Genomic DNA, 13,262 nt, shown 5'->3' on the forward strand with positions numbered 1-13,262 from the left:
TGCGGTTCCCGTGCGGATCGAGTCGGAGCACAGAGCCTGGTTCGACACCAATTATATATCCCGCTCCCGTATCGTCAAGCGGTCGTGTCCGATACCCCAGATCCGTCGGAGCCCGCTCTCGAGCGCCTGTTCTATCACTCCGAGAGGATCCGGCTCGTCTACTGGGGCGAGTTTTCTGGGGCGAAGGCGGCGGTGCTGTTGACCGGTTTCGTCGCCGTCCTCACGTTCGTTACCGGACTGTCGAATCTCAGCCAGCCGAACGTGACCTACGACGGTCCCTTGGCGGCGGTCATTCCAGTCGATCCAGGCTTCGTGCAATTTACTGGCGTTCTGATCGCGTTCGTTCTTGCGGGACTCGTCTTCGGCCTGCAGCGCCGAAAGCGTCTCGCGTGGTACCTCACGCTTGCCGTTCTGACACTGGTTACGCTGTTACCCTTGACGACGTTCCAGACTACTGACGTCCCCCTCCTGCTTTCGATCCTCGTGGCGCTCCCGCTCTTGTTCACCAACCGGGGCGCGTTCGACCGGCGGATCGAACTCTCTTCACTCCAGATCGCCTCACTCTCCTCGATCGTAGGTGTCGTCCTGTACGGGACCATCGGTTCGTACGCCCTCCAGGACCAGTTCAGCGAGATCGATACCTGGAGTGACTCGCTTTATTACGTCATCGTCACCATCGCGACCGTCGGCTACGGAGACATCACTCCGCTGACGGCCGGGGCGCGGTGGTTTTCGGTGTCAGTCATCCTCTTTGGAACCGGCGCGTTTACGGTCGCGATTGGGTCGCTGGTCGTGCCGGCGATCGAGAAGCGAATGGCCGCGGCATTCGGAACCATGACACCGTCAGAACTCACCCTGCTCAAGGACCACGTGCTGGTCCTCGGCTACAGCGACATCACTGAATCACTGCTCGACGAACTCGCTGACCAAGTCGACGTCGTGGTCGTCACGCTTGACGCCGACGAGGCCTCCACGTTGAACGATCGAGACGTCAACGTCCTCACCGACGATCCGACCCACGAGGAGACGCTTTGCGACGCCAGGATCGACGACGCCTCTGGCGTGGTCGTCGCGACGCGGGACGACGCCAACGACGTGCTGGCCGTCCTCGCGGCGCGGAAGTCGAATCCGGAGGTCCGCATCGTCGCCGCGGCGAACGACCGACAGCACGTCGACAAGTTCGAGGAGGTCGGCGCAGACGAGGTCATCAGCCCGATGGAGATCGGTGGCCGACTCCTCGGTCGATCGATCCTCGAGGAGGCGTCCGCCGAGTCACTGTTCGAGAATCTTGACGAGGACTCGGACTGAAGCGGACACGACACGGCCGTTCGGACGGGGCCGATCCGACTGTCCGGTAGCTGGGTTCGGACGGGAAATCCACGCGCGGGCCAGAACGAGGACCGGGCTCCCCGTACCCATTCCGTAACGGGAGTCCACTCGATTCGACGGACTGGGGTATTTATAACGGAACGGGAGGTTATTCCTCCTTATGGGGCTTCAGGGAGTCAGCCCAGCCGAACGGGTGCTTCGGAAGCTGCTGGCTCCGCTCTGTGTCCTCTCGGGGGCCGTCGTCGTGTTGGGCTTTTTCTTCCCCGAACTCGTGGGGGAAACGGTCTCCGGACGAATGTGGCTCGTCGTCTCGCTCGTTTTCTTCGGGTCGGGGTTGGCATACCTCGCCGTGTTGCCGGCCGAGAGTGACGAGAACGTGAGCGCGCTCGATCCGGAGTATCTGCTCCGGGTCCGTCGGCTCGGGCTGACCGGCACCGTCAGGGGATTTCTCTCCCGCCAGGATCCAGTTACGTTCGGGGTTCCGGTCGCTGCGTTCGCCCTCTTTTTTCTCGGGCAGTTGCTGGTGCCGTCAGGAACGATCGCCACCGTCGGTGCCACACAGCGGGCCGTCACCACGTACGGAGGCTGGCTGTTCGTCGCGGTCATGCTGCTCGCGGTGGTGTTCTCTCTGTACCTGCTGGTGGGGCCGTGGGGAACGATAAAACTCGGTGGTTCCGACGCCGAACCGGCGTACACCTACCCCGTCTACTTCACCATGTTCTTCACAGCCGGCATCGCCGCCGGAATCGTCTTCTGGGGGCCAGCCGAGGCGCTGTTTCACTACGAGACGCCACCGCCGTACTTCGACGTCGAACCGCAGTCGGAGGCGGCACTCACCTACGCACTGTTCCACTGGGGCTTCTGGGCCTGGAGCGCCTATATCGCCGTCGGCGTGCCGATCGCCTACTACGTCTACCAGCGGGGGGCACCGTTACGGGTTTCGACGATCCTGACGCCGTTTCTCGGCGTGGAAAACCTCGACTCGGTGTGGTGTCGGATCGTCGACCTGCTTGCAATCTTCGCGACGATCGGCGGGATCGCCACCTCCATCGCGCTCGTTGGCGAGCAGTTCCTCACCGGGATCGAATTCCAGTGGGATGTGGCGTTCGGTACCGTCGGATCGATACTATTTGTCGCCGGGTTGACGTTCGTCTTCGTCGTATCGGCACAGAGCGGCGTCCACCGGGGAATCAGACGGATCGCGGCCGTCAACCTCGTCCTGTTCGGCCTATTTGTGGCGTTGTTTTTCGCCGTCGCACCGCGAACGGTCGTCGTCGAGAGTTCCTCGCGGGCGGTTGGGAGCTACGCCGTCAACGCGGTCCCGATGACCCTCCATCTGGGAAACGGATTGGTCGCCGACCCGTGGGTCGCTGACTGGACGATCTGGAACTGGGCGTGGTGGTTCTCCTGGGCTCCGTTCGCCGGCCTCTTCCTGGCCGCCCTCTCTCGTGGCCGGCGGATCCGAACGGTCGTCCTGACGGGCTTTGTCGCGACCGCACTGGCGACGATGGTCTGGTTTCTCCTGTTGGGATCGACCTCGCTTCACCTTCAGCAGACGAGCGCCGTGGACGTCCTCGCAGCGATCGACGCCTACGGCGGCGCCGAGGCCGTTGCCGGCTTCCCGGTCTTCGAGGCACTCGCGATAAGCCACCTCTTCATGTTCCTCTTTCTAGCGTTGATCGTCGTCTTCATGGCGACTTCCGCCGACACGTCTACACTCGTCGTAGCGGTGCTGGCGACGAGACGCGAATTCGCACCGACGACTGGCGCGATCATTTTCTGGGGAATCTTCCAGGGACTCGTTGCCATCTCGGTGCTCGTCACCGGTAGCGCCGAAGTCCTGCAGGCGATGGCCGTGTTGACCGGCGGCCCGTTCGCCCTGGTCGTCCTGATCGCCCTGGTCGGCCTCGTCGGAACGTTCCGCAGACACGAACGCGGTCGGAGATCGATCGTCGGTACCGCACGCGTGAAGCTGGCTAGTGAAGCCGAAGACGACGACCGGGAATAAACTCAGCCGAAGACGACGCCGAGAATGACCCAGCCGAAGACGACGACCGACTGGAGAGCTAGAACCGATTGGAGTGATACCCGTAGCGACCGCGCGTCCGCAGGTTCTCGATCCGGAGACGCATCTCGAGCCCGCTGTCCGGGTCAGAAGAGCCCGGAGACGTCCCCATCGGAGTGGAGATCCATCTCGGCGGCAGCAGGTTCGGCGGGAAGGCCGGGCAGCGTGAGGACGTCGGCGGTGAGCACCACGAGGAAACCGGCACCCGCCGAGGGGTAGATCTCGTTTACCTCGAGCGTCCAGTCGTCGGGCGCACCCTTGCGGCTCGCGTCGTCACTGAGCGAGTGGAACGTCTTCGACATACAGATCGGGACCTCGTCGAAGCCGAGGTTTGCGAGCCGCTCGATGTCGTCTTCGGCGTCGCTGTGGTACTCGACGGCGTCGGCACCGTAGATTTCGGTGGCGACGGTTTCGATCTTCGATTTGATCGACGCGTCGACGTCGTAGAGCGGTTCGAACGTCGATTCGGACTCCGCAGCGTCGACCAGGCTCTCGGCGAGGTCGATCCCACCCTCTCCACCGTCGGTGAAGACGTTCGACTCGGCGACCCTGACCTCGAGTTCGTTCTCACAGTGGCCGACGACCGCGTCGACCTCTGCGTCGGAATCGTCCGGGAAGCGGTTGAGGGCGACGACGACCGGAACGCCGAACTGCTGGAGGTTGGCAACGTGTTTGTCGAGGTTCTCGAACCCGTTGCGTACCGCGTCGACGTCTTCTGCCTCGAGTTCGTCGAGGTCGGGCGGCCACATCTCCTGGCCGTGGTACTTCAGCGCTCGCACCGACGCGACGAGCGTCACCGCGTCGGGTTCCATCTCGCCGAACCGGCAGACGATGTTCATGAACTTCTCGGCGCCCAGGTCGGAGCCGAAGCCGGCCTCGGTGATGAGATAGTCGGAGAGGTGGGCGGCGACCCCGTCTGCGATCAGCGAGTTGGTCCCGTGGGCGATGTTCGCGAACGGGCCGCCGTGGACGAACGCGGGCGTGCCTTCGATCGTCTGGACGACGTTTGGTTTCAACGCGTCTTTCAGCAGGATCGCGGCGGGACCCGTCGCGCCGATGTCGTCTGCGGTAACCGGGTCGCCGCTCTCGTCGTAGGCGACGATGATGCGAGCCAGCCGTTCCTTGAGATCGTCGATCCCGTCGGCGAGACAGAGGACGGCCATCAGTTCCGACGCGGCCGTCAGGATGAACCCGTCCTGGCGAGGGACGCCGGTGACGTCACCACCGAGGCCGATCACGGTCTCGCGGAGCACGCGATCGTTCATGTCGATCGCGCGCGGCCAGTTGACTTGGTTGACCGCGATGTCGAGTTCGTTTCCGTGTTTGATGTGGTTGTCGAGCATCGTCGCGATGAGGTTGTGTGCCGACGTGAGCGCGTGGAGGTCGCCAGTGAAGTGGAGGTTAATGTCCTCCATCGGGAGTACCTGGGAGTATCCGCCGCCTGCAGCGCCACCTTTGACGCCGAAGACGGGACCCAGCGACGGTTCACGGATCGCGATGAGCGCGTCCTTGTCGATCTGATTGAATGCCTGTCCGAGCCCGACCGTCGTCACCGTCTTGCCCTCACCCAGCGGCGTTGGGGTCATCCCGGTGACCAGAACGAGCTTGCCGTCAGCCGATCGCTCCTCGCGGATCCGCTCGATCGCCTTGAGTGTGACCTTCGCTTTGTGTTCGCCGAACAGTTGCAGGTCGTCCCGCATAAGACCGAACGGTTCGACGACGTCAGCGATGTGGCTCGTCTCAGCGGACTGTGCAATTTCGTAGTCGGTTGGTATCGACTGGTCGGTTTCCTCAGAGGCTGTCATGTACAGATACGTTTCCGCGCCTGGTGTTAAGTGTTAACACACTTATAACGTTCCGGATACGACGTGGGTGGCGAGCCGAATCTGGCGATAGCCGCCGTGCAGTGCCCAGTAGTTTACTCCCCTCCCGATGCCGGAAGCCGTGGTATTGCGGTGGTACGGTACCGGTGGCGGCCCGCGGATGAGGACTGGCGCGAGTAGCGTCCTCGAATCGACGTCCGAACGTGGACGGAAGCTGACGACAGAACGGAGACGGCCACACGGCACAACGTGTAAGAAACCGTACTTTTTGTGGGCCGAACCCGGTCAGTCGGAACTTTATTGGCTAGTGTGTGATCTACCGTGTTATGGAGTACCACGAATCCGTCTCCAGGATGGAACGACTGCGACGGATCCGGCCGGAAATGGGAACGGAAACGACCGCTGCGATGCTTTCGACTTTGGGGGATCCACACGAGGACTTGGTCGTCGTTCAGATCGCCGGATCGAACGGCAAGGGGAGTACGGCTCGCGTTCTCGACCGAATCTTCCGAGCGGAAGGGCGCACTGTCGGCTGTTACACATCTCCCGACCTGAACGACCGGCGTGAGCGTATCACGGTCGGGGGCCGGAAGATCCCGAAACGCGAGGTGGTGCGTTTCGTCGAGACCGTCTGGCCCTTCGTCGTCGACCGGGCCGTCGAGGGTGCGGCGCCGACGTTCTTCGAAGTGTTCACCGCCATGGCCTTCTGGCACTTCGACCGCGAGGCCGTCGACGTCGCCGTCCTCGAGGTCGGCATCGGCGGCCGCTACGACGCGACGAGCGTGGTCGATCCCGCGGCGGCCGCGGTCACGACCGTCAGCCTCGAGCACACCGACATCCTCGGCGACACGGTCGAAGAGATCGCTCGCGACAAGGCCCAGGTCGCGCCGGCGGACGCGCCGTTGGTGACCGGCGCGACGGGCGCAGCGCTGGACGCGATCCGAGAGGAGACCGACGTCGTACGGGTCGGCCTCGACGCGAAATCCGATCGCGACGGAGACTCGAGCGATCGATCGGCCGAAACGATCGACGTGGTAGCGGAAGAGACCGGGATGGTCTCGCCGACGACGTCGTCGATCTCGCTGGTCGGTCCCGACTGGGAGGTCCAGAGCCGAACGCCGCTACTCGGTCGCCACCAGGCGGTCAACGCGGGGATCGCCGCCACGCTCGCCAGACAGATCGGCGGAACGTCCGAACGAGACATCGCGGCGGGGATCCGCAACGTCCGGTGGCCGGGCCGGTTCGAAGTGATGGACGACGAGCCACTCGCGATTCTCGACGGCGCGCACAACCCCGACGCGTGTGCGACGGTCGCGACGCTTCTCGAACGGTTCGAGTACGACGATCTCCACCTCGTGTTCGGTGCATTACGCGACAAGGACCATCCGGAGATGTGTCGGATGCTCCCGGATCCCGATCGGGTCTACCTCGCCGCGGCGGACGTCGACCGTACCCTCGGAACGGAGGTGCTCGCCGAGACGTTCGACCGCGAGACGGACGCTGAGACCGATCGATTTGGGTCTGTCCTCGTCGCACTTGATCGGGCGCTCCGGGCGGCCGAGCCGTCGGACTGCGTGCTCGTGACCGGATCACTCTCCGTCGTCGGGGAAGCCCGCGACTGGTGGACGCGGACGCTGCAATCGGTCCAGACGCCCACCGCAGAACGCGCTCGAGCAGTCATGCGACGTGCGGACGTCCCCGCTTCGGAACGCCGGGACCGCGCGGATCGGTTTCCCCACCGAACGCTTCGGTTTCACGTCCGCCAGAAGGAGGCGTCCGAACTGCGCACGCTGATGGAGTCACTGGGCGGCACCTGTGCGGTCGCCGGTATCGGTGCGACGGACCTGCACGTCGACGTCGTGCTCGGTGGCACGCTCGCGCAGTTTACGGATCTCGCCGTCCGACTGCGCGGGCGGGCGGTCGGCGGCCGTCGGTTGGCCGAACAGCTGACCGACGCGCTCGGCATCGGGGCCGACGACTCGAGCGGCAAGTACCCGTGGAACGATGGGACGGCGGTGATGGGGGTCCTGAACGTGACGCCGGACAACTTTCGCGACGGTGACGAGTACGACGCACTCGAGGACGCCGTCGCTCGCGCCGAGGAGATGGTCGCGGCGGGGGCGGACGTAATCGATATCGGCGGCGAATCGACCCGACCGGGAGCCGAGCCGATCCCCGCCGAGACGGAGCGCGAGCGCACTCTTCCAGTTCTCGAGCGCCTCGACGGGCTCGAGGCGATGGTCTCGATCGACACGCACAAACCGTCGGTCGCAGAGGCTGCGCTCGACGCGGGCGCGGACATGGTCAACGACGTCACCGGGCTCGCGGACGCGGAGATGCGACGCATCGTCGCCGAACGGGAGGTACCGGCCGCGCTCGTACACAGTCTCTCCGCCCCGACCGACCCCGGTCGACAGCACACCTACGACGACGTGCTCGAGCGACTCACGGAGCGTGTGCTCCTCGCCGAGCGTGCGGGGATCGATCGCTCGCGACTCGTGCTCGACCCCGGACTCGGCTTCGGGACGACCCCCGCCGAACGCTTCGAGTCGCTTGACCGGATCGCGGAGTTCCGTGCGCTGGGGATACCGCTGATGATCGACCACTCTCGCAACTCGATGTTCGAACACGCGACGCGTCGCGACGAGGATCGAGTCGTACCGACCGCCGTCGCGACGGCGCTGGCGGCTGAGCGCGGCGTCGATCTCGTTCGCGTCCACGACGTCGTTCCGAACGCCGCCGCGATCGCCACCGCCGAGCGGACCGTCGCCGACCGGTAGCCGTCGCTGCGGATCGGCGTGGGACTCCGATCGTTCGGCGCTGTGGCTCCGACTGAAATCGGCCGTGGCGTTCGTCCTGATCCAACCACAGAATCACCGGTCGAACGGCACAACCTCTAGAACGAGGGATACGTTGTGGATGTCTTGTGAGTCACCTCGGACGCTGCTCGACTGGAGTTCGGGGCTGCTACGGGCCGGTTCGCGAACTGCCTTCCACCACCGATCGGCGTCCGGATTGCTCGTTTCATATGTTCGGTGTCAGGTTTGCGGACGCTTAATACCCTGAGAGGTAGTACCAAACAACCGAAGATGCTACTGTACGGTACCAACTCGAGAGTAGGGATCGACTCGAGCAACGGACGGCTACGTGACGGAGGTATCGACCGACGATGAGCGACAGCGACTTCCCGTCGAGTGCGGACACAGTCATTATCGGGACGGGAATCGTCGGGAACAGTCTCACCTATCACCTCGCAGAACAGGGTCGGGACGATATCCTGTTGATGGACAAGGGGCCGCTCCCCGATCCGGGCGGCTCGACCGGTCACGCGTCGAACTTCCTGATGCCGGTCGAGCACTCGAAGGAGATGACCCACCTCACCCGCCGGAGCATCGAACAGTACGACGACATGGACACGTTCACGAACAGTGGCGGGATCGAGGTGGCCCGGACCGACGAGCGGATGGACGAACTCGAGCGACGCGTCCAGTCGGCCAAATCGTGGGGCGAAGCCGGGCGACTGCTCACCGTCGAGGAGATCGAGGAGATGGTGCCGTACGTCAATACGGACATCATCAAGGGCGGCTTCTACAGCGAGGGTGCCGGAACCTGCGATCCGCTCCGCGCCGGCGAGGTCATGCGGGCGCGGGCGGACGATGCGATGGACGGCGGTCTGACGCTCTCGCCGAACACCAAGGTGCTCGATCTGCACGTCGAGAACGGGGCGATCCAGGCCGTCGAAACTGACCGCGGGACGGTCGAGGCCGGCGAGGTCGTGATCGCCGCGGGGCTGTGGAGCCCCAAGATCGCCGAGATGGCCGGCGCCGAGATCCCCTTGACCCCAGCAGTCCACCAGATGGTCAGCGTCGGACCGATCTCGTTCTTCGAAGACTACGAGGGCGAGATTTCCTTCCCCGTCGTGCGGGACATGGACACCCAGATGTACGAGCGCCAGCACGGTAACGACCTCGAGGTCGGCTCCTACCAGCACCGGCCGATCCTCTGGGACGTCGAGGACATCCCCTCGATCGACGAGGCGCCGCTGTCGCCGACGCAGCCGCCGCTGACCGACGACGCGTTCGAGCAGTCGATGGCCGACGCGCTCGAGATCGTTCCGGAACTGCTCGACGATCCCGAGGCCGGAATCCGCCACGAGATCGACGGGCTGTTGTCGGTCACTCCGGACGGAATGCCGCTGCTGGGCCCGCTCCAGGACGTCGAGGGGCTGTGGTCGTGTGCCGCGGTCTGGATCAAGGAAGCGCCAGCGATCGGCGAGGCCGTCGCTCAGTGGATGACGCGGGGCTGGTCGGACATCGACCTCCACAGCTCGGACGTCAACCGGTTCTACGAGTACGGAACCTCCAGGAAATTCGTTAAGAACCGCGCTCACGAGGGGTTCCAGAAGATCTACGGCGTCGTTCACCCGGCCGAACAGTGGCAGAGTTCCCGACCGCTACGGACCAGCCCGTTCTACGACCGGCAGGACGCCCTCGACGCGCGGTTCTTCGAGGCCGCCGGCTGGGAACGGCCGCAGTGGTTCGAGTCCAACGACGATCTCCTCGAGCGATACGACGACGACCTCGAGGGGCTGAAACGACCCAACGAGTGGGACTCGCGGTGGTGGTCGCCGATCATCCTGGCCGAACATCTGCACATGCGGGACAACGTTGCCATGGTCGGAGATATGGGCTTTGGCAAGTTCGACTTCGTGGGTTCGGACGTCGTCGACTACATGGAACGGATGGCCGTCGGCCGGACCGACGTCGACGTCGGGAAGACGGTCTATACGCCGATCCTCGCCGAGAACGGCGGCTTCGTCTCGGACCTGACGATCGCCCGGCTCGGTCCCGAACGCTACCGGGTCATCACCGGCGGGGCGGCGGCCGGCGGCGACCGCGCCTGGTTCGGGGATCACATCGGAACGGACGAGGACGTGACGCTGATCGACCGCTCCGAGTCGCTGTGCACGCTCGGCGTCTGGGGCCCCGACGCCCGTGCGGTCGTCGATAGCGTGGCCGAGGAGGACGTATCCCACGAAGCGTTCCCGCCGTACACCGCACAGGAACTCACCATCGGCGAGGTCGACTGCTGGGCGATGCGCCTCTCCTACGTCGGCGAACGGGGCTGGGAGATCTACACGTCGATGGGTCAGGGCCAGCGCCTCTGGGATATCATCGCCGAGGCCGGCGAGGAGTACGACATCCGGCCCGTCGGCATGGGCGTCTACGGAACGACCGGCCGCATGGAGAAGGGGTACCGCCTCCACGGCCACGAACTCGAACTCGAGTACACCCCGGCGGAGGCCGGACTTACGTTCCACGGCGTCAAGGACGCCGACTTCATCGGGAAGGGAGCCTACGCCGAGGCGCTCGAGGAAGACGACGCGGCCACGCTCTGTACCCTCTCGGTGGACGATCACACGTCGTCCGACGGCGAACGCCGGTTCATGCTCGGCAACGAGCCGGTACTGAACGAGGACGGCGACGTGATCGTCGACGACGAGGGCCGGGAGTCCTACGTCACGAGCGCGGGAACCGGTCCGAGCGTTGGCAAACACCTGCTGATGGCGTACCTCCCGCCGGAATACGCCGACGAGGGGCAGGGACTGCACGTCGAGTACATGGGCGAGCAGTACCCCGTGACCGTCGAAGTCGTCGGGAGCGAGCCGCTGTTCGATCCGGAGAACGAACGGATCCGCAGCTAGCACAGCACGCGAACCACACCGAGGCCGTCTGCGGCCTCCCATCCACACAATGAACGTACTAGCCTGTATCAAACGGGTACCGAACACCGGTGCAAAGATCGTACTAACGGACGACAACCAACGGATCGACACGAGTAATCTCGGGTTTACCATGAGCCCGCACGAGGAGTGTGCCGCCGAGGAAGCCATCCAGCAAGTCGAAACCCACGGCGGTTCGACGCACGTCCTCACGCTCGGCCCGGAGGAAGCGACCGAACAGCTTCGGACGGGACTTGCCATGCGGGCCGACGAGGCGACGCTGCTCGAGACTGAGGGCGAGGAGTGGGGCCCCCGGGAGACCGCGTCGGCCATCGCGACCGCCATTCGCGACCTGCCCGACGACGGCGCCGAGTTCGACCTGCTGCTGTTCGGGAACGAGTCGGCCGATATGGCCAACTACCAGGTCGGCGTCCGCGTCGCGACCGAACTCGATCTCCCCTGCGTGACGGGGATCAAATCGCTCGAGGTCGAGGACGGCGTGGCGACCGCGAAACGCGAGATCTCCGGCGGCGAGGAAGTGTACGAGATCGACCTGCCGGCGGTCGTCTCGGTCAAAGAAGGGATCAACGAGCCCCGGTACGCTTCGATGCGCGCCAAGATGCAGGCGCGCCGCCAGGAGGTCGGCCGCCTCGAGCCCGATCGGACGGAGGCTCCGGGCACGTTCGAGAAAACCCGCCTGGAGGCCCCCGAAGCGGACGACTCCGACGCCACGGTTCTCGGCGAGGGAACCGACGCTGTCCCGGAGATCGTCGAACTACTCGAGTCGGAGATCGAAGTACTATGATCCTCGGATTCGTCGAACACGAAAGCGGCGTTCCCGAAGAGACCTCCCTCGAGATGCTCACCATGGCCCGCGAGCTCGCTACGGACGAAGAGGCGGCGCTTTGTGCCGTCGTCTTCGGTGACGAGGGGGTCGCCCTGAAAGACGAGCTCGGCCCGTACGGCGTCGAAGAAATGTACCACGTCACTCACGACCGCCTCGAGGGCTACGCACCGGAGGGGTGGGGTGAAAGCGTCGCCCAGCTCGTCTCGGAACTGGGGGCGAGCACGGTCGCGGCCGCCGGGACGGATCGCGGGCACGAAGTGCTGGCCCACGCCGGCGCCACGCTCGACGCCCCGATGGCGACCAACTGTGTCGACGTCACCGGGGCGGGAGAGAGCTACGAGGTGCGCCGTGACCGCTGGGGCGGTAGCCTCGTCGAGCACGCCCGCCTCGAGGGTGAGACGAAGCTGGTGACCGCCGCCGAGCACGAATACCCGATCGAGGAGGCCGCGTCGACGACCGAGCCGACGATCAACGAGTTCACGCCGTCGCTCGAGGACGCCCATTTCCGGGTCCGCGTCGACCGAGTCGAGACGGCAGACGAGGAGGGAATTCCCCTGGGCGAAGCCCGTGTCGTGGTCGGCGGTGGCCGCGGCGTCGGTGGCCCGGAGGACTACGACAAACTCGAGGAGTTGGCCGATCTGCTCGGCGGAACGGTCGGTGCGTCGCGGGCCGCGATCAACGAGGGCTGGCGGCCCCACGACGATCAGATCGGGCTAACCGGCGCACAGATCAGTCCCGACATCTACATCGCCTGTGGGATCAGCGGCGCAGTCCAGCACATGGTCGGCTGCAAGGGTGCCGACAAGATCCTCGCGATCAACACCGACTCGGAGGCCGCCATCATCCAGAAAGCCGACTACGCCGTGATCGGCGACCTTCACGAGGTCGTTCCGGAGCTGACCGACGCGATACGCGAGGTGACGTAACTGACGAGGCCGTCGCACCTGGGTTCGATCACGAATACGTTTCGTCGCCACGCTTCGCCAGTCGGTCCTCACCGGATCGACACCGAAAGAGAGTCCGCGGACGAGTGGTGACCCGGCTCCGACGAGTTGGCCGCGGCACAAATTGTCCCTGTATTGAGATATTATGGTCTGACGACGAGTGGTTTACAAACGTGTGCCTGTAATTACGGCGAGTATATTTCAGTTACTCGCCAACCGACCGAACCGGCCGGAGCGACGCTGGCCCGAAACTCTCCATTGCCCCAACTTGACAATTGTAGACTAATTCTTGCCGACGAATCCGACGCTCGACTCGTCAACAATCACCATCGGTAGCCAGTTCGTCGACGGTCATTGATTCGTCGGGTGTGAAGGACTTCGATCTCGCGGTCGTCTCGTTTTGTTAGTTCTTGGACGCGGTCCTGGATCGGCGTACTGACTCCGTATCGCTCTCAACTTCGATCAGGGCTTCGTTCGCAGAGATGACGGACTGGTCGTCGCCGAGCCGATCGATCTGCACTTCGAGCAAAAC

The 13,262-nt window shown here is 64.6% G+C and carries 7 protein-coding genes and 1 pseudogene; 6 read left to right on the forward strand and 2 right to left on the reverse strand.

Annotated elements, in window-relative coordinates; genetic code table 11:
- Positions 1 to 84: 84 nt before the first annotated feature.
- Together ACZ5C7_RS02975 and ACZ5C7_RS02980 are read left to right on the forward strand one after the other, a co-directional pair.
- Complete coding sequence (locus ACZ5C7_RS02975; RefSeq protein WP_464375116.1) at positions 85 to 1,308, forward strand: NAD-binding protein; 1,224 nt, start codon at positions 85 to 87, stop codon at positions 1,306 to 1,308.
- 181 nt (positions 1,309 to 1,489) lie between these two features.
- A complete protein-coding gene (locus tag ACZ5C7_RS02980; protein ID WP_464375117.1) occupies positions 1,490 to 3,337 on the forward strand; it encodes a BCCT family transporter in 1,848 nt (615 codons plus the stop codon).
- Between the two features lie 143 nt (positions 3,338 to 3,480).
- Here the strand turns inward: ACZ5C7_RS02980 and ACZ5C7_RS02985 are convergent, their stop codons facing one another.
- Positions 3,481 to 5,199, reverse strand: coding sequence for a formate--tetrahydrofolate ligase (locus ACZ5C7_RS02985; protein ID WP_464375118.1), 1,719 nt, complete (start codon positions 5,197 to 5,199; stop codon positions 3,481 to 3,483).
- 344 nt (positions 5,200 to 5,543) lie between these two features.
- On the opposite strand from ACZ5C7_RS02985, the gene folP reads away from it, so the two are divergent.
- The 4 genes from folP (at position 5,544) to ACZ5C7_RS03005 (ending at position 12,712) form a co-directional block, all read left to right on the forward strand.
- Positions 5,544 to 7,997 carry a dihydropteroate synthase gene (gene folP, locus ACZ5C7_RS02990; RefSeq protein ID WP_464375119.1) on the forward strand — a complete coding sequence of 818 codons (2,454 nt, stop codon included), beginning with the start codon at positions 5,544 to 5,546 and terminating at the stop codon, positions 7,995 to 7,997.
- Between the two features lie 389 nt (positions 7,998 to 8,386).
- The gene (locus tag ACZ5C7_RS02995; RefSeq protein ID WP_464375120.1) at positions 8,387 to 10,921 is read left to right on the forward strand and encodes a GcvT family protein; all 2,535 of its coding nucleotides are present in this window, start codon (positions 8,387 to 8,389) and stop codon (positions 10,919 to 10,921) included.
- A 49-nt stretch (positions 10,922 to 10,970) separates the two neighbouring features.
- Positions 10,971 to 11,744, forward strand: coding sequence for an electron transfer flavoprotein subunit beta/FixA family protein (locus ACZ5C7_RS03000; protein ID WP_464375121.1), 774 nt, complete (start codon positions 10,971 to 10,973; stop codon positions 11,742 to 11,744).
- Positions 11,741 to 12,712 carry an electron transfer flavoprotein subunit alpha/FixB family protein gene (locus ACZ5C7_RS03005; RefSeq protein ID WP_464375122.1) on the forward strand — a complete coding sequence of 324 codons (972 nt, stop codon included), beginning with the start codon at positions 11,741 to 11,743 and terminating at the stop codon, positions 12,710 to 12,712. The genes ACZ5C7_RS03000 and ACZ5C7_RS03005 overlap by 4 nt, the downstream gene beginning before the upstream one ends.
- Positions 12,713 to 13,058: 346 nt before the next feature.
- Here ACZ5C7_RS03005 and ACZ5C7_RS03010 read toward each other — a convergent pair.
- Positions 13,059 to 13,256, reverse strand: a pseudogene (locus tag ACZ5C7_RS03010) (hypothetical protein); the annotation flags it as partial.
- Between the last annotated feature and the right edge of the window lie 6 nt (positions 13,257 to 13,262).

The sequence above is a fragment of the Halostagnicola alkaliphila genome, assembly GCF_055379965.1.

Coding starts and splice junctions, on each gene's coding strand:
- ACZ5C7_RS02980 (WP_464375117.1), top strand. CDS start 1,490: ATGGGGCTTCAGGGAGTCAGCCCAGCCGAACGGGTGCTTCGGAAGCTG.
- ACZ5C7_RS02985 (WP_464375118.1), bottom strand. CDS start 5,199: ATGACAGCCTCTGAGGAAACCGACCAGTCGATACCAACCGACTACGAA.
- folP (WP_464375119.1), top strand. CDS start 5,544: ATGGAGTACCACGAATCCGTCTCCAGGATGGAACGACTGCGACGGATC.
- ACZ5C7_RS02995 (WP_464375120.1), top strand. CDS start 8,387: ATGAGCGACAGCGACTTCCCGTCGAGTGCGGACACAGTCATTATCGGG.
- ACZ5C7_RS03000 (WP_464375121.1), top strand. CDS start 10,971: ATGAACGTACTAGCCTGTATCAAACGGGTACCGAACACCGGTGCAAAG.
- ACZ5C7_RS03005 (WP_464375122.1), top strand. CDS start 11,741: ATGATCCTCGGATTCGTCGAACACGAAAGCGGCGTTCCCGAAGAGACC.